25 protein-coding genes are annotated in these 17885 nt (G+C 45.7%); 11 read left to right on the forward strand and 14 right to left on the reverse strand.

The features are described from left to right. Positions 1–471: a hypothetical protein gene (locus V144x_RS09130; RefSeq protein WP_144984547.1), complete on the forward strand. Its 471-nt coding sequence runs from the start codon at positions 1–3 to the stop codon at positions 469–471. Positions 472–486: 15 nt separating this feature from the next. Here the strand turns inward: V144x_RS09130 and V144x_RS09135 are convergent, their stop codons facing one another. The 7 genes from V144x_RS09135 to V144x_RS09165 all read right to left on the reverse strand — a co-directional run bounded on the left by V144x_RS09135 (position 487) and on the right by V144x_RS09165 (position 5340). Further along, positions 487–963, reverse strand: coding sequence for a hypothetical protein (locus tag V144x_RS09135; protein WP_144984550.1), 477 nt, complete (start codon positions 961–963; stop codon positions 487–489). Between the two features lie 6 nt (positions 964–969). Continuing rightward, positions 970–1638, reverse strand: a complete 669-nt coding sequence (locus V144x_RS09140; RefSeq protein ID WP_144984553.1) for a hypothetical protein — start codon at positions 1636–1638, stop codon at positions 970–972. 236 nt (positions 1639–1874) lie between these two features. Then, a complete protein-coding gene (locus V144x_RS09145; protein ID WP_144984556.1) occupies positions 1875–2297 on the reverse strand; it encodes a dual specificity protein phosphatase family protein in 423 nt (140 codons plus the stop codon). A gap of 24 nt (positions 2298–2321) precedes the next feature. Further along, on the reverse strand, positions 2322–3323 hold the full coding sequence (locus V144x_RS09150; RefSeq protein ID WP_197998834.1) for a S1/P1 nuclease: 1002 nt from the start codon (positions 3321–3323) through the stop codon (positions 2322–2324). Between the two features lie 149 nt (positions 3324–3472). After that, positions 3473–3925, reverse strand: a complete 453-nt coding sequence (locus V144x_RS09155) for a hypothetical protein (protein WP_144984562.1) — start codon at positions 3923–3925, stop codon at positions 3473–3475. Positions 3926–3986: 61 nt separating this feature from the next. Next, a complete protein-coding gene (locus tag V144x_RS09160) occupies positions 3987–4724 on the reverse strand; it encodes a hypothetical protein (RefSeq protein ID WP_144984565.1) in 738 nt (245 codons plus the stop codon). A 205-nt stretch (positions 4725–4929) separates the two neighbouring features. Beyond that, on the reverse strand, positions 4930–5340 hold the full coding sequence (locus tag V144x_RS09165) for a hypothetical protein (RefSeq protein ID WP_144984568.1): 411 nt from the start codon (positions 5338–5340) through the stop codon (positions 4930–4932). A 558-nt stretch (positions 5341–5898) separates the two neighbouring features. On the opposite strand from V144x_RS09165, the gene V144x_RS09170 reads away from it, so the two are divergent. From V144x_RS09170 to V144x_RS09200, 7 genes are all read left to right on the forward strand, one after another. After that, positions 5899–6987: a DUF3500 domain-containing protein gene (locus tag V144x_RS09170; protein WP_197998835.1), complete on the forward strand. Its 1089-nt coding sequence runs from the start codon at positions 5899–5901 to the stop codon at positions 6985–6987. Between the two features lie 192 nt (positions 6988–7179). Beyond that, a complete protein-coding gene (locus V144x_RS09175; protein WP_144984574.1) occupies positions 7180–7746 on the forward strand; it encodes a hypothetical protein in 567 nt (188 codons plus the stop codon). A gap of 128 nt (positions 7747–7874) precedes the next feature. Continuing rightward, entirely contained in the window at positions 7875–8321 is a 447-nt protein-coding gene (locus V144x_RS09180) for a GNAT family N-acetyltransferase (protein WP_144984577.1), read from the forward strand. A gap of 54 nt (positions 8322–8375) precedes the next feature. Then, positions 8376–8729, forward strand: a complete 354-nt coding sequence (locus tag V144x_RS09185; protein WP_144984580.1) for a VOC family protein — start codon at positions 8376–8378, stop codon at positions 8727–8729. Positions 8730–8994: 265 nt separating this feature from the next. Further along, positions 8995–9354 carry a DUF805 domain-containing protein gene (locus tag V144x_RS09190; protein ID WP_144984583.1) on the forward strand — a complete coding sequence of 120 codons (360 nt, stop codon included), beginning with the start codon at positions 8995–8997 and terminating at the stop codon, positions 9352–9354. Positions 9355–9482: 128 nt separating this feature from the next. Continuing rightward, complete coding sequence (locus tag V144x_RS09195; RefSeq protein ID WP_144984586.1) at positions 9483–9860, forward strand: bleomycin resistance protein; 378 nt, start codon at positions 9483–9485, stop codon at positions 9858–9860. A 536-nt stretch (positions 9861–10396) separates the two neighbouring features. Next, complete coding sequence (locus V144x_RS09200) at positions 10397–11911, forward strand: amidase (protein WP_144984589.1); 1515 nt, start codon at positions 10397–10399, stop codon at positions 11909–11911. A 15-nt stretch (positions 11912–11926) separates the two neighbouring features. Here the strand turns inward: V144x_RS09200 and V144x_RS09205 are convergent, their stop codons facing one another. From V144x_RS09205 to V144x_RS09235, 7 genes are all read right to left on the reverse strand, one after another. Next, the gene (locus tag V144x_RS09205) at positions 11927–12496 is read right to left on the reverse strand and encodes a hypothetical protein (RefSeq protein ID WP_144984592.1); all 570 of its coding nucleotides are present in this window, start codon (positions 12494–12496) and stop codon (positions 11927–11929) included. A 2-nt stretch (positions 12497–12498) separates the two neighbouring features. Next, positions 12499–12894: an SRPBCC domain-containing protein gene (locus tag V144x_RS09210; protein WP_144984595.1), complete on the reverse strand. Its 396-nt coding sequence runs from the start codon at positions 12892–12894 to the stop codon at positions 12499–12501. Between the two features lie 74 nt (positions 12895–12968). Continuing rightward, on the reverse strand, positions 12969–13415 hold the full coding sequence (locus tag V144x_RS09215; RefSeq protein ID WP_144984598.1) for an SRPBCC family protein: 447 nt from the start codon (positions 13413–13415) through the stop codon (positions 12969–12971). Positions 13416–13492: 77 nt separating this feature from the next. Continuing rightward, complete coding sequence (locus tag V144x_RS09220; protein WP_144984601.1) at positions 13493–13984, reverse strand: DinB family protein; 492 nt, start codon at positions 13982–13984, stop codon at positions 13493–13495. 48 nt (positions 13985–14032) lie between these two features. Next, on the reverse strand, positions 14033–14503 hold the full coding sequence (locus V144x_RS09225; protein ID WP_144984604.1) for an SRPBCC family protein: 471 nt from the start codon (positions 14501–14503) through the stop codon (positions 14033–14035). Positions 14504–14534: 31 nt separating this feature from the next. Next, the gene (locus V144x_RS09230; protein WP_144984607.1) at positions 14535–14993 is read right to left on the reverse strand and encodes an SRPBCC family protein; all 459 of its coding nucleotides are present in this window, start codon (positions 14991–14993) and stop codon (positions 14535–14537) included. Further along, complete coding sequence (locus V144x_RS09235; protein ID WP_144984610.1) at positions 14990–15334, reverse strand: ArsR/SmtB family transcription factor; 345 nt, start codon at positions 15332–15334, stop codon at positions 14990–14992. Before V144x_RS09235 ends, V144x_RS09230 begins: the two co-directional genes overlap by 4 nt. A 163-nt stretch (positions 15335–15497) precedes the next feature. Between V144x_RS09235 and V144x_RS09240 the strand changes: the two genes are divergently transcribed. From V144x_RS09240 to V144x_RS09250, 3 genes are all read left to right on the forward strand, one after another. Then, positions 15498–16079 (forward strand): TetR/AcrR family transcriptional regulator, encoded by a 582-nt coding sequence (locus tag V144x_RS09240; protein ID WP_144984614.1) that lies wholly within the window; start codon positions 15498–15500, stop codon positions 16077–16079. 115 nt (positions 16080–16194) lie between these two features. Beyond that, entirely contained in the window at positions 16195–16782 is a 588-nt protein-coding gene (locus tag V144x_RS09245) for a carboxymuconolactone decarboxylase family protein (RefSeq protein ID WP_144984617.1), read from the forward strand. A gap of 58 nt (positions 16783–16840) precedes the next feature. Then, positions 16841–17806, forward strand: a complete 966-nt coding sequence (locus tag V144x_RS09250; RefSeq protein WP_144984620.1) for an alpha/beta fold hydrolase — start codon at positions 16841–16843, stop codon at positions 17804–17806. The last annotated feature ends 79 nt before the right edge of the window (positions 17807–17885 follow it).

Below are 17885 nucleotides of genomic sequence, written 5' to 3' on the forward strand. Positions count from 1 at the left end.
ATGTGTACCGGAATTACGGTTGGCAGGCACGCTGTACCGGAAAAGCTCATTAAAAAGTACAATTTGGAAGAACGATTGATTCAACGCTCAGAGCAGGCAGAAAAAGAAATTCTGTTTATGCAACGGCATCGGTTTCCTTTGCTCCCCGTTTTCTATCAGGGTGAGGTTCATATCATGTCGTGGGGCAATCGCGACCGAGAGAAAAATGTTCCGGTTGCCTGGTGGGGTGAACTGTCAACACTTCAATCTGGAGCATGGTCGCACTTCTCACCCGAGCCGGCAGAGATCCTCGGCAGCTTTGGCCTGGAGCGCGGCGTCTGGTTTCAAATTCCGCAAGGCATCAAAGGCATCGTCATCCACGACCAGCGGCAACGTCCTTACATCTATATGCTGCTGCAACCAGCCTCGCACTATTACGAGGTCATGACCGGCTACCAGCGTGAGCCGGTGTTTATTGGTGAGCAGATTTAGGAACGAGAACCAGTTTTATTCAACACCACCTTTACCACGTAACGTGTCAGGCCCCGATACTTTTCCCTGTTGTGCATCGACAATTTTAGGTTTATTAGGCTCTCGGTAACCTTTCGTTTGAGAAACTTCAAACTCCCGCATCAAGGAAAAACCAAACAGCAAATTTCCAACAAGGATTAAAAGGATTCCAGGCGAAGTAGATACCAGTTTTAACTTGGTGGGACCGACCGTCGCATCAATATCGTAATCGATAGTCACTCCGATTAAGGCTAATAAGATTCCTAAAAACACCTGGAGAATACCAAACAGGATTCCCAGCGAAGCAAACGTAAGCTTTGTAATGATTACTTTATCCGAAAGGTCCGGAGTACTTAATGGGACTCTGAGCGCGATCACATACGAGATCCCTAATAACAGGAAACAGGCGGCACAGGACCAAAAGAAAAAATAAATCAGCCGCTTCGAAATTTTTTGATTCGTTCGTATATTCATTACTTATTATTCGCTTGCGGGACAAACAAAAGAACCTGATTTGGTATCGAAGAAACGAAGTAGTCCAGAATTTTTTGATTCCGGGACTGGATCGACATTCTTTGGAGCCGGCATAGAGGAACAGGCTTTGGCGGTAACAGTGGTCATCACAAAGTTTCCATTTTCATCCCGGGTTGTGGCAATCAGTTCGGGAGTGAGAATGGTTCTTTCCACCGGTTCATTGTTATCGTCCCAGACACGAAGAGAATAGCGGCGTGTGTATTTTTTGTTGACGGGAAGGTCAGCGGCCTTGTAAGGCATGAATAAACAAATATGCCGAGTGTGATTGGAATTACTGCCTTCAAATTTCACGTAGTCTCGCAAACCGGGAAAGTTGCCTGACGTGTATTCCTGTCCCAATTCGGTGTCGCCTTTGGTCGGGACAGGACTCCATTTCTTATTTTTGTCGAGATACTCCATGTGAGCCGAAACGTAAATTTTGCCCGAATTGGCAGGATGAAAGGCGGTGACGTAAATCATGTCACCTGATTGAAAATCCCCACCTCCAATACGTGTCCGGCTGAGAACACCGGTGGCAAGGACACCCATTTCTTTGAGCTGTTGTGCGGCGACAGGTGATGTTGACAGAAACGTCAAACAGAATACGGCAAGTAACCATTGTTGTTTTGAGCGCATACGGTACTCCCTTTTCATCAATAGATTATTGTGTACTGGGAAGTGCCTGCTTATGTCATCCATGGTTTATAGAAATGCGGGCCATTTCAATCGGAACAATGACATATTTATGTTATTTTTGTGTAAAACATCGATTGTAAGTTCCTATGTACACTCTGGGCAGTGAGAAAGAAATGAGGAATGAAAACGCAGCAAAGGAACGAGAAAAAACCAAGATGTGAAAAGCTTGTCCTTAGCTACTTGTTCAATTCCAGCAATGCCTGAATCTCGTTCCACAGTCCGGGTGCCACGTCGCACGGTCCGGTAGCAGCGATTTGTTTAATGGTTTGATCGAAACTTATCGCATTGATTTTGGACAGAGCGGCTGCCACGATGGCCGGCGAGCGGCTCATGCCACCGCTACAGGCGACCAGAGTTGGTTCCTCAACCTGAATGAATCGCATCAGAGTTTCAATGGCCGTTTGTAACACCGGTGGATGATTTTCTTCCCCGTCAATCAATGGCAGACGGCAATAGACGATCTCTCTGGGGAATGTGATTGGCGGTTCTTCCATCGCCAGATCGATGATGGCAGAGATCCCAAGATCCAATACGCCTTTCACATCCCTGGCATCGCGTGCATTTCCGATCCATAATGTTTGGGGAATGATTTCACGCATGAGAGGGATGATTGCTCCTGATGATTACTGCACGCTGTTAATGACCGCAGCCAATCGCCAGCCCGCCTGGGCGGCCCGCTGGGAGGCAATCGTTCCGCCATTCTGGAAATAAGACTGTGGTAACTGTGGTAATTTTTTGAGATTGGTTCCTTTTGCCTCTGCTGACTTCACGGCTGCGAGTATTTGAGGGGAGTAAACATGCTCTATGGCCAAAACATGGCTCTCGTCGCTCCACGTTTCAAATGCCATTTTCTGTGTTGCAGCTTTGCCGCGTTGTTTCAGAGCGGGATCATGTGAAATGCCGATTGCTTTACTGGCAATGTCTGAATATTTCCAACTCGTTCCCAGTAAACGATCCCATTGTGAATGCAGGTTCGAGTGTTTGAAACGAATGAGATTACCTCCCCGGTCGCCTTCTGGAAATGTCTTTTTAGCGAATAAGGCTGTTGAATGTAAAGGCTGGTGAATGTCACCACACAGGTGCATGATCCAGCATAAAGAAACGGCTTTATCAGCTGGACTGACGGCGGGATCGTTCATTTGCTTGACACAAAATTCCAGTGCTTGAAGCACATTAAACTTTAGGACCTCGGTTCCATCTTCCGAACTTGTTGAGAGGTTTACAGGAAGTTTGGCGCTCAGGGCTAGTTCTGAAGCAGGGTCGAGATAAAGCGGCTTGTTAATATAATGCCAGGTGCCGTGGTGATATTTTTCGCGGTCCGCTTTATTGAATCCTCTGGCAATATCTGGCCACGTGGCAGCATGCATGAAAATCCATCTGTTTTGAGTTGCTGCGTTACGCTCTTTAATAACATCCGGCATTTTACTTTGAAAGTCTTTTTCAAAGCGCGGATGTTGCTTCAATAACTCAACCATTGCCTGTCGGACAGAGGGCTCCAGTTGATTATAGGTAATATAAGCGATGATCCGGTGACCGGTAGAATTCCAGGCAAAGACGGAGCGTTGTTGTGTATAAAGAAATGCGGAGACTGTGAGCGCAGCAGCCAGGATTTTGAATCGATTCAAGATGATCATTCCTGATAAAGAGCAAGGTAAAGTAATCTGCTTTGACTTTAGGAAATGTCGATCAATTCAGGCTGCGGAACAAGTGGAGGAGAGTCAATTTTACACAAAATTCATGAACTCTGTTGATGGCGTGTACAAACTAGGATGCATTAATTTTGCAGTCGCTTGTTCACAAAGGAAGCCAGGTTTTCGGCGTCGTCGGTACCAACCCGCAGAACACTGTTTCGCAACTTCAGCACCACACAGTCACGTCCCCACAGGTTCCAGACCAGACCGCCCCGCGGACTCATATGAATCCCCCAGCCTTCAATGAATGTGGTTCGCCCCACCTCGACATCGGTAATGTCATCGTAACGCACGCTTTTACGAAAGAGCGGTAACGGGCCGAAGCGAATCGCAATCTGGTCGGCTTCGTCTTCTATCGTCAGTTGTTGAAATGCCGATCCCAATATCAAAATCAGGGAACCCACCAACACTAAAATGAAACTCACCGATTGCAGATCAGTAAACCACGCGCCCAGAAACATTCCGATGGCAACCGCATACACGAGCAAACCCAGCGGTGCCTTTTGTGTATGCCGATAAGTCGCGACTCCACTCATTTTATGATCTCCTGTCTCAGGTACTCCATATTTAAAATGATACCCGTTTCATTTTGAATGTCTAATTTTTGTTCTCGGTCTTAAGGTTATGAAAATTCATTTCGTGTGCTGTTTTTCTTAGTTCTTCGTCGCGCCTCTCACAATCTTTGAGTATTAACCTTGAAAAAAAACAAAAAAACAGAGATACAATCAAAAATGGGAATAAGAATTTACCAATCGAAGGACCTGCTTCTCCCATTGATTCATTGATCCTTTTTGTCCAGAGGTAAATCATCAAACTGGGAATGAGTGTTAAGATTGACGCCAGAATGGAAAATCGAGCGGTAAACTTCATCTCCGCTTTTGTTTTTTGAATTTCATCAACTTCAAGTTGATAGTAATATTGAAGGGCTTCTTCCTTCGAAGCGAGTTCTCCCTCAAATAACATTTCTTTACATTGATGGCACATGCCTGTTTTCGATATGTGAATACTTTTATTTTCCATTCCTATAAACGCATCACAAAGCGGACAGTTTAACTTCAGATTGCGTTTTAATCGATTGTCATAGAATATGACGCAGGTTATTGGCAGAATAAATGAAATTAAGAGATAGAGACCTAACCCAATTCCTATCCACAGACGATGTTCAGCGCAGTTTTGCGTTGTATCTCTTTCGTAAAGATCTTCGATGAATATCAAACCCAATAATGGGGGAAGAAGCATGAAAAACATCATGATAAAACCAGAGATCGAAGTGCTTTTATTGTATTTGCGAACAGCTGCTTCATACTCGTCTTTGACAAGTTGAGCTTCGTTCATTGATTCAATCACGGCTGACCTCAATGTGTTTTTGGGCAGACCTCTCCCGACACAAAGAGAACGTATCGTGCATAGTAAGGGATCACTCAATTTCGATTAATTCGAGAATTAATTAGAGCGCGCACGCATTTGAATCCCGGCGATTCTGCGCTGTTATTCTTGGTCCAATTGGTTATGGTGACGCTGAAATCAACCTGGAGATAGATTAATCTGATGACATCGCGGTTAAGAGATCGATATCAAACGAATCGGGGATGGTGACAACCAGGGTATTATGGCCATCGTCTTCGAACTTGATCGAATTTCGGGGCATACCGATAGCAGGTTTTTTGGCCAGGATCACATTCTTATCGCGAAGCAGGAAAAAGTGTTCATTGAGACCGTCTGGATCTGAGGTCACAAACATCAAGATTCCCTTTTTCAAGCTCACAGATTGTACGCGCGTAAACATCTTGGTTTTAGCGAGGGGATGTTGCCCATGTTGAAAGCGGGCGTTGTGCTCCCTTAAAGCGGCCGATTTTTCTTTGTTCGTTTCTGCCTCATCACTAACATAAAAGAGTGAGAAGCAAAACAGAATTATGATGATCGATGAAAATGTGGTGAGCATGTCTTTCAATTTAGCCAACTCCCACTTTCGGTGCCCGCGAAAGAGTCAATTTTTCAGGTGTCACAATTGCAAATTCCGGATAGAAAACAAATCTTTCCGAATGATTCTGGTCTTGTTAGACATTTTAAAGAGACACTCTGTTCCCTTTTTTGCTTAATTATCCTTCGTTTTTTAAGAGAAAGTTGTAACTCCTTATACAGATTTGGATATGTCCAAATCGAATCTGTTCTGTTATTCGCTCAATTTGAAAATTATTACTAACAATTCGCAAGAAAAAAGAAAGAGTAAAAAAAATTTATGGCAGGTAATTGGACCTCACTACCAGCGTGCGTCAGTAATTTCATTTAGGATTATCAGGAAAAAGCATTTGTAAATCCAGTTGCTTCTAACCCCCGAATTACTACTCGCTCTCCTTCTACTATGATAAGATAACGAAAATGCGTTTCAGAGTTCGTTATCCACTTTTGTTATACGTGTGAACGTGATTACCGGACAATTCTGTTTACTCTCTTTATCATGAGGAATTGCACCTTGAAGACTCACCATTTTTATTCAGGATTTGTCCTGATGACATGCCTTAGTTTCAGCCTGATGAGTGTCAGTCAGGCATCTTCTGCCGAGCCGAGCAACAAATGGCAAAAAGCTCAAATTTCCAAAGCCAGTGCGGAAATGGCGGCGGTTGCCAAGCGCTGGTTGGCCTCGCTTTCGAAAGAACAACGGGCACAGGCCACATTTAAATTCGACGATGAACAACGCAGCAAATGGCACTTTGTGCCTGATTTTGTCATCAAGCCAGACGGCCGCAAAGGATTGACCATCGGTCAGATGACGCCACAACAACGTATCTTTGCCCTTGCATTGCCTGCGACGGCGCTGTCGAACCGTGGCTATCTGGAAATGATGTCAATTCGTGCTTTGGAAAAAGTCCTGTATGATATTGAAGGCAAAGACTATCGCGATCCCGAACTTTATTATGTTTCCATTTTTGGAAAGCCCAATCCAAAAGGAACTTGGGGCTGGCGTTTTGAAGGTCATCACCTCTCTGTAAACGTCACGATTATTGATGGGAAGAAATTTTCTGTCACACCTTCCTTCTTCGGATCCAATCCTGGCAAAATCACCTCAGGAAATTTAGCTGGCGTCGAGGTGCTTGAGAAGGAGCAGACATTGGCTCTCAGCTTGATTCAGTCATTCGACAACGACCAGATGGCCATTGCGACGATTGATACGTCTGCCATGGATAAGAAGCTCTTGCAGAAGAGTGTCATCAAAGAAGTGCTGACCACCGATGAACCCAAAGCCGACCGGGGACTGTTTACCTTCAAGGGGATCAGCTTTGCGGACCTTGATCCATCGCAACAGAAAAAACTCTTGAATCTGGTCAATGTCTATACAACCCGCTTTCGTCCAGAGATTCTCAATGGCACGCGCTACAAAGGGAGAATCAAGGATGGCAGCGATTTGTATTTCGCCTGGAGTGGCGGAAAGAAACGCGGCGAATTCCATTATTACCGCATCCAATCCAAAACATTCCTGATCGAATTTGCAAATACGCAGAACAATGCCAACCACGTCCATGCCGTCTGGCGCGAATTTGATGGCGATTTCGGACGCGATTATCTGTCAGAACATTTTTCCAAGCACCATAAAAAATAAGTGCCTTAAGATTATGAAAACAACAGGCTTGATGCAGTCTCTGATTCTGTATCAAGCCTTTTTTAATTCCCCTGCTCATTGTAATTAAGTTGTGGACAATCTCTGATCCATCAGATAAGTTACAGATTATTGGTATAATTTGCGTGAGATCATATAGGCTATCTTTGGATTTCATTGTAGAGGTCTCGTTAAATGACCGAACACGAAAAATCTGAAAAAGCATCAAGTACTTCGGATCAAAAATATCGCAAGTGGCGCAGGAAGATATTGCTAGTAATTGCGATCCTGTTTCTGCTGCTGTTTCCGGTGATTAGTGAAACCTATTTTCGTTGCGCGATCTGTAGTATGTTCCATACCAAATGGCGAATTATGGGATTGGGCTTGCCTCTCTATAGCTGGAATCGGCCTACTACTAGCAGTGACTGGTATCAGGCAAATGTGGAAACAGAACATCAACATGTCTGGGTGCAAACGAGCTACATGGAAGGCAAAACCTTCTACGGTCTCAAAACATGGATGTTGCAAAGTTCAAGCCTATCTACTGGCCCCCTTGTCTATCTCCCACTCGGTCACACCGTTCAGAAGCGAATCTATCAAAAGAGCCCCGATCCACAACAGGCTCGCGAGATTTTTTTGCAGCTGGCCCATAATGAACCTTACGATTCAGACGCTTACAAGAAACAAAAAGAAATATGGATGCGACTTACTGAGTGGATAGAGTCCGGAATGGAAGATCCCTGGCCTTTTGAAACTCAGTAAATTTCCATCTACATATATAGATATAAACTTTTTCGATGCACGTGCATTGACAGTAGCGCATAACATGTCATAACACACATCTAATTCTTTCCGAGACTCCCTTCAGTAAACTACATAATGGAAATCAGATGGACCGCATCATTCGTGAATATCAGGCAGAGGATTTGAACGATCTTCTGTATGTCTGGGAAAGTGCATCACGCCTCGCACATCCTTTTCTGACCGACGAATTTTTGGAGCAGGAGCGTGACAACATTCCGAATCTGTATCTGCCTAATGCGGAAACCTGGGTGATAGAGCAGGGCGGGCAAGTTTTTGGTTTTATCGCGTTACTCGGTAACGAAGTCGGAGCGATTTTTGTAAAACCTGAGTTTCACGGGACGGGTGCCGGAAAAGCATTGATGGATAAGGCCCAGGAATTACGGGGTGACCTCGAAGTCGAAGTGTTTAAAGAAAACACAATCGGCCAAAAATTCTACGCCCGTTATGGCTTTCAACCCCTTAAAGAATCTATTCATGAGCCAACAGGGAATCAAATCATGAGACTCAAGTTTACGGCTAGCGAATCAAACTAACTGACAGACATTCATCATCACATTGAGGTATGATCTATTTTCAGGAATCAGATAATGCTTGAACATGAAAAAATTAATTACGTCGAATTTCCCGCAAAAGACATTCCGGCAACTAAGTCATTTTTCACAACCGTATTCGGTTGGACCTTCGAGGATTTTGGTCCTGATTATACAGCCTTTTCGAACGAAGGCATTGATGGTGGCTTTTTTCGATCCGATTTAAAGGTTTCTACAAACAACGGCAGTGCTCTGATTGTATTCTATAGTAAAGAACTCGAACAGACTCTCGCTAAGATAGAGAACGCAGGTGGTTCGATCATCAAACCGATCTTTTCGTTTCCCGGTGGTCGTCGATTTCACTTTGGTGATCCTAATGGAAATGAATACGCGGTTTGGTCAGATCAATAGGAGCGTTTTCAAAGGTCAATCATGACCGGTCGCATGCGACCTCTTCTCAACCACATGAGCGTAGAGATCTCTTATCATGTTGGTACAAATAGGGTTGGAATCCTCATTTTCTCCATTTCTTAATTGAAAATCGAAATCCCACCAGTATGATGTGAATTCATCGGGCCAATCGTAGAGAGACTTTGTTGTATTACCAGCGAGACTGCAACTTTGTACCCGCAGTCATCCAAACGAAACTTAGGAGCACTTTAAGAAAGGCGATGACATGAACTGGTACCTGGGAGTCTTAAAAAAGTATGCAGAATTTAATGGCCGTGCACGCAGAATGGAGTACTGGATGTTTACTCTATTCAACATTATTATTGCCATTGTGCTCAATGTCTTAGTTGGAGCCGTTGGTGAACCAATTCTGATGGCCCTGCCCGTCCTCTATTCTCTCTTTGTATTTATCCCCGGAATTGCTGTTACCGTGCGCAGGTTGCATGATACAGGGCGTAGCGGGTGGTGGATCTTGATCGTGTTTGTTCCCCTCATTGGTGGGCTCGTTCTGCTGGTCTTTATGATCATTGAGGGTGAAGCAGGTGACAACGCGTACGGATCCAATCCAAAGGTCGTCGTCACATAACGTTTTTCACAATAATTTTTGAGTCTCATCCAAAAAAAGAAATGTATGAGCTGGCTCTGAATTCATCTCAGAGTCAGCTCATTTTCAATTGTTGATTCTGTATTCAATCAAGTGAGGTCACCCTTGCTATGGATCAATCAAAGTCCCAATTTCGCACGGGGGTTCCTGTTTTACCATCTCCTGATGTGAAACAAGCTGTTGAATTCTATCGGGACACGCTCGGCTTTGAAATCGCGTTTCTCAGTGAAGAACCGTATGCAATTGTTAAACGGGATGATGTTTGTATCCATCTCTGGCAGTGTTCGGATCCTGAGTTACCAACTCAATGTGGCTGCCGCATCGTAGTGAAGGGAATCGACGAACTCTATCAGGAGTACGAACCACTCGGCGTAGTGCATCCGAACGCGCCGCTGGAAGAGACGTCCTGGGGCACCAAAGAATTTGCCATTGGTGATGGCGATAAAAATCTGATTACGTTTGAAGAGAATGTGAGTAAGGAAAAATAAAGCCAGAGCAGCAAAATAAGTAAACTTGTTTTTCGTTTTGTAATGTGAATTTGAAAACACATAATAGACTGAATTTACTTGATGAGCGAATTCCCCCTTATTATATGCCCTGGCTGTGATGCACACATTGATCCAAAACGTAGTGCTTGCCCTGGTTGCGGAAGATGTCCAGGATGTGGTATCAGACATGTAAAGACTGAAGTGAAGATTTGCCCTAAATGTAACCTACCCTACAGCAAATGTTTTCAATGTCCACAATGTCTTGAATTACGCTACTCTGAGATTGAACCACCTTGCGAAAATTGTAGCCATCCGAACGACAAATCTAACTTAGAAGATTTAATACGTTATCATGCCGTCGTTGGTGCTGAAAGACGACCAATCAGTCTGGGCGATCTGGGTTGCCTAATTATAATCGTCGCTTTTTTTACTCTGTTTATTTGGAGTTTGATCAGTCTGAAAGATTGGCTGAATTAGTATAATGTCAATTCTGTAGATGAGCTCATTTTCATCCACGCATTGAGAAAGAGAACTTGATGGAAGTGCCGGAATATACAATCTCAGACCTACAGACTTTGTTTGATCAAGGGCAATGGACTTCAGTCAGTCTCTGCGAAGAATTCCTGAAGCGCATTTCGGAGATTGATACCGCTGGCCCCACACTACGATCAGTAATCGAGGTTAACCCGGATGCGTTGACAATAGCCAAAGCATTAGATCGAGAGCGAGACCAAAGTGGTCCACGCGGTCCGCTGCATGGTGTACCCATACTGATTAAAGATAGTATCGACACGGCAGACAAGATGCAGACAACGGCTGGCTCACTGGCACTGGAAGGTAATATTGCGCCACAGGATGCGTTTCTCGTCGAAAAATTACGTGATGCCGGTGCTGTTTTGCTCGGAAAAACAAACATGAGCGAGTGGGGCTATATGCGTTCAACACGGGGATGCAGTGGCTGGAGCAGTCGTGGCGGGCAGGTACGCAATCCCTATGTTCTGGACCGTAGCCCGCTCGGTTCCAGTTCCGGATCGGCGGTGGCAGTAGCCGCCAATCTGTGTATCGCCGCCATTGGTGCTGAAGTCGATGGGTCCATCGTGCGCCCGTCATCGACTAACAGCATCGTGGGACTCAAACCAACGGTTGGTCTCGTGAGTCGTTCGGGGGTCATTGGTGTTTCTTCTCCCCAGGATACCGCAGGACCGATGGCGCGCTGTGTGGCAGATGTAGCTATGGTCTTAACTGCGTTGACTGGCGTTGACCCACGCGATCCGGCGACACAGTCCAGTGTCGACCAGAGCGAACAAGACTATTGCCAGTTTCTTGATACTACAATGATCAAAGGCGCCCGATTAGGCGTCGCTCGCGAATGTTTTGGTGATCATGAAGGTACCGATGCCGTCATTGAAAACGCCATTCGACAGCTCGAAGAATTGGGGGCGGTCATCGTCGACCCTGTCCAGGCAAGTACGTTGCCCATGTTTGGCGAAGTCGAACTGGAACTGTTCCTATACGAGTTTAAGGCAAGCGTGAATTGCTATCTGGCCGAGCATCCGGGGGCGAAAGTCAAGAACCTTGCAGAGTTGATTCAGTTCAATCGAGATCATGCTGAGCAGGTGATGCCTTTCTTCCAGCAGGAACTGTTAGAAATCGCACACGCGAAAGGTGACTTGAACGATGCCGCTTATTTGGAAGCAAAAGCCGAGTGCTATCGTCTCTCGCGCACCGATGGAATCGACAAAGCGATGAACGAGCACCAGCTTGATGCGATTATTGCTCCCACTGAGGGGACGCCCGCCTTTGTGATCGATCCTGTCGTGGGAGACAACATTCTCAAACTCGGTGGCAGCTCGGGCTGCTCCACACCTCCAGCACTCGCTGGCTATCCGCACATTACGGTTCCAGCAGGCTATGTACACGGACTTCCCATTGGACTCTCTTTTTTCGCGGGCGCTTATCAGGAAGGCAAGCTGATCAGCTACGCCTACGCGTTTGAGCAAGCAACACAAGTGAGACGTCCTCCCGGCTTTGTAGAGTCGGTATCAGTCTGAGCATGAGCTGTGAGATTATGTTGGCGAATCTTGTTTCATCTCCGGTTCAATAAATTTTGCCAGGATCAAACCAATGATCAGCCAGGCTGAGAATCCATAAAACGCCTGATAGAGTTCCCACGGCCAGTCGAGCTTCCACCAGACCGCATCGCCAAAGTCAGTGAAAATCGCTGAAATCAATCCTGCCAGAGCGACAAATTTGACGCGATCAAGATACTTGGGAAGTGCTGCGCAAACTTGTTTCAGTAAAATGGCGATCAGTATGATCACGACGAGGTTCAAAAAAAATCCTTTGATCATAATCGAAAAGTCGGCCATCGAACTGCCATTGATTGAGAGCATATGAACGAAGGCCACGGGGCCTGCTTCATAAAGAGTTTCAACGGTTTTCTGATCCTGGTCAAAACTGGGAACAAAGTAAGTTCCGTTTTGGGGAAAATATTCCAACAGTGCTTTCCCGGCGGCAACGTCATCTGTTGATTTTTTCCAGATCATCGTGCTGTAAGGTCCAAAGCCCCAATAGATAAAACCCCAGACATAAAGCACGATGGCAGCAATAATGATTCCCAGTACGGTTCTTTTCATGATTATTTGCTCCCGCCAAAATAGTGCTTCATGGGTTCGAAATAATGCGATAACCAGCCGGCCTGATGCCCCGTCTGATTATCTGGCACATTGCTATGCGTGAGTGTGATTTTCGTACCACCTTCGACAGGATCGAGAGTGATTTCGATTTGAGAGAGCCCGTCCGATTCGGTATAATCTGCAGCTCGCCACGATTGCACGATCCGTTTGCCCGGTTCTAATTCAAGATTTTTGCCGGTGATATGTCCTTCCCAGGCATCGAAGGACTCACCTACCTTCGCCGTTGCATGAGCGGGGCTGCCCGTCATCTTAGTATGTCCCTCGCTATCGAGCCATGTGTCGTAGACCGCTTGTGGTGAAGCCGGGATGATATCCGAAACCGTGAATTCGATTGTCATGTTTCATCTCCCTTTTCAAGTTAACGCTAAATTGAGTTCGCTTACATTGAACTAAGTGTCAATGATGAGGCTTCTCATGGAGTAAATGGCTCTCCTGTTCCCGTTTCCACATATTTTTTAAGACTGGTTAGAATAAAGTGACTCCATCCCGCATCACAAATTTCGTAGCATTCCAACTCAGGAACTAAGCCTTCATGGACGAAACTTAGCTTGCATCCGTTGTTAGTTGGTTCGATGTTCCAGTGGAGAGTGGTGCCAACCCATTCATCGTTGACAGAAAGATCATCGTTCACGTGATTCTGCACAATACACTCCCAGATCACAGTCTGTTGCGGGGTCAGTTTTTTGACACACATTGTGTTATACGTTTCACCAAATCGGAATGTCGCTTCCGTACCAACGCTTGAGGCATCATCGGCGTGAGTGGTCCACCATTGGCTCACGTCTTTGGTCAACGCTTGAAAGACTTTTTCTGGAGACGCTTGTAAGTTTGTCTCACAAGTAAAGGGTTTCGAGTTCATTACGCACTTTCCACTATAAAGTATACATCGTCAAACGCATACAAGAGGTTCGGTTCTGTTGGCCGAATATAACCGACTTAAAACAACGCTTCTTTGCCAAGTTGCCGACGCACAATCACCCATTGACCAGCGTGCATCATCCAGTGTGCTGACTGTCCGGCAATGACGGCGCCGACCGTACCACCAAACATTTTGAGATGTTCGGGAGCGGGCACCTGAAGCTCTTCATCACTCAAGCGATCCAGTAAAGCCAATGTCCCCGCCCGTTGTTCATCCATGTATTTCAGATATTCGTCCTTCGTGCAGAAATCGCCGGGATTATCGCTGGATGCGGTTTCCTTGCTATGTTTTTCTGCAAACCCTTCAGGTAAGGCAGGCATCGAATCGGGACAGACCATATTGTTGAGGTCGTGCTCGGCGACGATCAGATGGCCTAGCTGCCAGGCAATGTGATTCGCATTCTCGACAGGACGACGCATTAAATCTTGATCCGAGAGATCCTGAAGATAGCCTTGTACGACTGATGTGGGGAGTTGTAATTCGCTTTTAATGTGTGCGGCAATACTCATTCTTTTGTCCTTAGAAGTGATTTTGACGTTAGTTAATGTTTGATGTCTTCATGTATCAAATTCGGCAGGCTCTTGATCAATATAAGGTCTGCCTGTTCCGATCTCTACATATTCTTTCAAGCTCACACCAAGAAAGAAAGGCCAACGCTCGGAACAGTGTGGATAGCATTCTAATTGCTCTGTTAAGCCTTCATGCTCAAATAATAATTGGGTACCATTTTCGACAGCCGAAAGTTTGAAAGAGAGCCGGGTTCCAACCCACTCGTCAAATATGGTGAGCCCCGGCATATTGTGAAAATGCTCAACACAGTTCCAATAAACTTCTTCATAAGGTAACAGAGATTCGATTTTGTAGGTGTGAAACATCTCACCAAACCGTACATTAAGAAGATCACCAATTTGTGAGGGAACATCGCAATCGGGGGTCCACCAACCCTGGATGCCTGACTTCGTGGTCAACGCAGCATAAACGTCGGCAGGTGATTTCGCGATTTTTGTTTCATATCGAAAACTATTCATCTAACAGTCCTCTCTTCGAAGAACGGCGACATCAATCCGACTCCACAAGACGGGACAGCCCTTCAATACAACCTGTCCAGCCCTTGGTATGTTCGCTGGCTGCTTCTGCATTCGGGAACCGCTCGTGTGTTAATACAAGTTCCGTTGCTTCGCCTTGTTCCAGAAATTCTACTGTTACGAGTGTCTTGCCGATGTCCGCTGTCGACATCTCCCACGACCAGGTGTAGACCAGTTTTTCCGGAGGGACAATCTCAACGAACTCACCATAACAGGTAAAGGGGCCTTCTTTGTCCGGGTCGCGCATTCCGAGTCGATATTTTCCACCAACACGCAGATCAACCTCAGCGATTTCGGTCGACCATGCGGGGTTGGCCCGCCACCAGTTTTTCAAATGTTCAATCTGTGTCCATGCATCAAATACCAGTTGCCGCGGCGCATTGATAGTACGCCGTATGGTCAGAGAATTCTCATCCGAATATTTTTCGATCATGTTTGTTTTTCCTGCTGATTTTGTTCGAGGTATTTCACGAGTTGATCGAGTTTCCCTTCCCAGAATCGCTGGTACTTCTCAACCCATTCGGCAGCTTCTTTGAGGGGTTCCGGCATCAGATGGCACCTGCGTGCACGGCCATCGCGTTCCTGCGTTAACAACCCCGCGCGTTCCAGAACTCTCAGATGCTTCGAGATCGCCGGTGCCGAAACCGAAAATGGTTCCGAAAGTTCTGCTACGGTCGAATCACCATCGGCCAGATGGGCAATAATCGCACGCCGCGTCGGGTCCGACAGGGCAAAAAATGTCTCGTCAAGTTGTTGGGACCTTGAATTAACCATATGGTTAAATTATAAGTCTGAGGAGATAGTTGTCAAGTCACACAAGTTCCTAATCGTATGCAAGCAAACACAATGGATATTGATCAAAGGATGGCAATTCTGAATTTCAAAAAAATTGCAAATAACCACTTGACATAAACAGACAGGTCTGTATAATTAAGGCATGAGTAAAACACAACGAACATCAAATGCTCGCAAACGAATCCTGGAAACAGCTGAAAAGTTGTTTTATTCAGAAGGAATTCGATGTGTGGGAATCGACAGAGTCATTGCCGAAGCGGGCGTGGCTAAGATGACATTGTATAACCATTTTCCTTCTAAGGATGATTTGATTCTGGAAGTGTTGAAATACCGTGAGGAACAGTTTGATCAGTTTCTCAAGGAAAATATGAATCGTCACATTGAAGAAGGGATGAAACCGCTCAACGCATTTTTTATTGTATTACGAAATTGGTTTGAAAACCCAAGTTATAGAGGTTGTTCGTTTATTAATGCGACAGCAGAACTGGCAGATGCGACACACGCCGCTTCTCAGTTTAGCACAGAACATAAACGTCAATTCCATGAGATGTTAAAGCAGATTATTATTGATTCGGAAGGGAAGAAGGCCGCTGCTGCGGCACCCGCAATTGCCATTCTGGTTGAAGGGGCGATTGTGACCGCCGTCAGCGAAGGAACTCCCGAGGCAGCAGACATTGCCCGCGATGCGGCCTTTGATTTGATTGCAAAAGCGAAGCGAAGATAGTTGTGTCTCTTTTTTTGATTGTGAATATACAGACCTGTCTGTATTTTTTTGTTTGATGTTGGGTGAGTTGCCCGACAAATATTTTGAACTGTGATTGATGCGAAGGAGACGAACGATGCAACGTTTAAATTCTGTTTCACCTGAAACTGCCACTGGTAAAGCCAAAACTTTGTTGGACGGCGTCAAAGCGAAATTGGGTATCACTCCCAATATCATGAAAACGATGGCCAATTCTCCCGCGGTTCTGGATGCTTATCTCAAATTCAGTGGTTCTCTTGGTGCAGGCGCACTCTCCGCGAAAAACCGAGAGCAAATTGCTTTGAATGTGGGTGAGTTCAATCAATGTGGATACTGTCTGGCCGCCCATTCTGCGATTGGAAAAAACCTAGGTCTCACAGCCGAGGAAATCCAGTCGAGTCGATCCGGATCCGATGCGGACGAAAAGACGAATGCTTTGATGAGATTCTCGCGGAAGATCGTTGAGAAACGCGGCTTTGTTTCAGATCAGGATCTTCAGGAGTTTCGTGACGCTGGTTTTGGTGATGCAGAAATCACCGAAGTGGTTGCCAATGTCGCATTGAATATCTTTACGAACTATTTCAATCACCTGGCTCAAACAGAAGTCGACTTCCCTGAAGTCGAAGCGTTGGCAGAAGAGTCTGTGGCTGCCTGTTCTACTGATGGCGGTAGCTGCTGCCACTAATTGATTCAGAAATTTAATACTTTTTAATAACAACACGTAAATTAAAGGGAGAAATAAAATGCGATCTTGGAAACAGACAGTCCTGACTCTGGTTGTGCTCGCTTTCGTGAGCACAACCGGATACAAAGTGCAGGCGGAAGCAGTTCATGACACGCAGGTTCTACACCGAACAGTCAAAGTCAATGACCTCGACATCTTCTATCGGGAAGCAGGTCCCAAGGATGCGCCAACCGTTTTATTGTTACATGGGTTTCCTACGTCATCGCATATGTTTCGCAACCTGATTCCCGCGTTAGCAGACAAGTATCATGTGGTTGCCCCGGACTATCCCGGTTATGGGCATAGTTCTGCGCCATCCGTTGATAAATTTGAATATACCTTCGACAATCTGGCGAATGTCGTCGAAACGTTCACAGAACAGCTGGAGCTAAAAAAGTACTCACTCTATCTGATGGACTACGGGGCGCCGGTTGGCTTTCGGTTGGCCGTCAAACATCCGGAACGGGTTGATTCACTGATCATTCAGAATGGAAACGCATACGATGAAGGTCTCGATAACAAATTCTGGGTTCCGATCAAAGAATACTGGAAGCATCGAACGACGGAACAGGGAGACAAATTGCGTGGATTCCTGACACTAGACGCCACCAAGTGGCAATACACACATGGCGTGCGAAACACGGAAACCATCAGTCCCGATACGTGGGGGCACGTGCAGCCTTTATTGGATCGACCTGGAAATCAGGAAATTCAATTAGCATTGTTCTACAGTTATGGCAGTAACCCGCCACTCTATCCGAAATGGCAGAAGTATTTACGTAAATACCAACCTCCTACCTTGATTGTCTGGGGAAAGAACGATCAAATCTTCCCCGATGCAGGGGCATACCCTTACAAACGCGACTTGAAAAACCTGGAATTTCATTTATTAGATACGGGACACTTCGCGCTGGAAGAAGATGGCGATAAGATCGCTCAAACAATGCGGAGTTTCCTGCACAGAAATGTGGCCACATCAAATTAAGTACCTGGCACTGGTCCTAGCGCCGGGTCTTGCGAAGTCATTTGCAAGGCCCGGTGATTTTTGATTTCCTTTCAGCATT

The sequence above is a fragment of the Gimesia aquarii genome, assembly GCF_007748195.1.
Classification (GTDB): domain Bacteria; phylum Planctomycetota; class Planctomycetia; order Planctomycetales; family Planctomycetaceae; genus Gimesia; species Gimesia aquarii.

Excerpts from the sequence above, each read along its gene's own strand:
- V144x_RS09230 (WP_144984607.1), bottom strand. The coding sequence starts at position 14,993 with ATGATCGAAAAATATTCGGATGAGAATTCTCTGACCATACGGCGTACT.
- V144x_RS09210 (WP_144984595.1), bottom strand. The coding sequence starts at position 12,894 with ATGACAATCGAATTCACGGTTTCGGATATCATCCCGGCTTCACCACAA.
- V144x_RS09215 (WP_144984598.1), bottom strand. The coding sequence starts at position 13,415 with ATGAACTCGAAACCCTTTACTTGTGAGACAAACTTACAAGCGTCTCCA.
- V144x_RS09195 (WP_144984586.1), top strand. The coding sequence starts at position 9,483 with ATGGATCAATCAAAGTCCCAATTTCGCACGGGGGTTCCTGTTTTACCA.
- V144x_RS09225 (WP_144984604.1), bottom strand. The coding sequence starts at position 14,503 with ATGAATAGTTTTCGATATGAAACAAAAATCGCGAAATCACCTGCCGAC.
- V144x_RS09220 (WP_144984601.1), bottom strand. The coding sequence starts at position 13,984 with ATGAGTATTGCCGCACACATTAAAAGCGAATTACAACTCCCCACATCA.
- V144x_RS09160 (WP_144984565.1), bottom strand. The coding sequence starts at position 4,724 with ATGAACGAAGCTCAACTTGTCAAAGACGAGTATGAAGCAGCTGTTCGC.
- V144x_RS09250 (WP_144984620.1), top strand. The coding sequence starts at position 16,841 with ATGCGATCTTGGAAACAGACAGTCCTGACTCTGGTTGTGCTCGCTTTC.
- V144x_RS09205 (WP_144984592.1), bottom strand. The coding sequence starts at position 12,496 with ATGAAAAGAACCGTACTGGGAATCATTATTGCTGCCATCGTGCTTTAT.
- V144x_RS09170 (WP_197998835.1), top strand. The coding sequence starts at position 5,899 with ATGACATGCCTTAGTTTCAGCCTGATGAGTGTCAGTCAGGCATCTTCT.
- V144x_RS09240 (WP_144984614.1), top strand. The coding sequence starts at position 15,498 with ATGAGTAAAACACAACGAACATCAAATGCTCGCAAACGAATCCTGGAA.
- V144x_RS09130 (WP_144984547.1), top strand. The coding sequence starts at position 1 with ATGTGTACCGGAATTACGGTTGGCAGGCACGCTGTACCGGAAAAGCTC.
- V144x_RS09145 (WP_144984556.1), bottom strand. The coding sequence starts at position 2,297 with ATGCGTGAAATCATTCCCCAAACATTATGGATCGGAAATGCACGCGAT.
- V144x_RS09155 (WP_144984562.1), bottom strand. The coding sequence starts at position 3,925 with ATGAGTGGAGTCGCGACTTATCGGCATACACAAAAGGCACCGCTGGGT.
- V144x_RS09200 (WP_144984589.1), top strand. The coding sequence starts at position 10,397 with ATGGAAGTGCCGGAATATACAATCTCAGACCTACAGACTTTGTTTGAT.
- V144x_RS09245 (WP_144984617.1), top strand. The coding sequence starts at position 16,195 with ATGCAACGTTTAAATTCTGTTTCACCTGAAACTGCCACTGGTAAAGCC.
- V144x_RS09140 (WP_144984553.1), bottom strand. The coding sequence starts at position 1,638 with ATGCGCTCAAAACAACAATGGTTACTTGCCGTATTCTGTTTGACGTTT.
- V144x_RS09235 (WP_144984610.1), bottom strand. The coding sequence starts at position 15,334 with ATGGTTAATTCAAGGTCCCAACAACTTGACGAGACATTTTTTGCCCTG.
- V144x_RS09190 (WP_144984583.1), top strand. The coding sequence starts at position 8,995 with ATGAACTGGTACCTGGGAGTCTTAAAAAAGTATGCAGAATTTAATGGC.
- V144x_RS09135 (WP_144984550.1), bottom strand. The coding sequence starts at position 963 with ATGAATATACGAACGAATCAAAAAATTTCGAAGCGGCTGATTTATTTT.
- V144x_RS09175 (WP_144984574.1), top strand. The coding sequence starts at position 7,180 with ATGACCGAACACGAAAAATCTGAAAAAGCATCAAGTACTTCGGATCAA.
- V144x_RS09180 (WP_144984577.1), top strand. The coding sequence starts at position 7,875 with ATGGACCGCATCATTCGTGAATATCAGGCAGAGGATTTGAACGATCTT.
- V144x_RS09185 (WP_144984580.1), top strand. The coding sequence starts at position 8,376 with ATGCTTGAACATGAAAAAATTAATTACGTCGAATTTCCCGCAAAAGAC.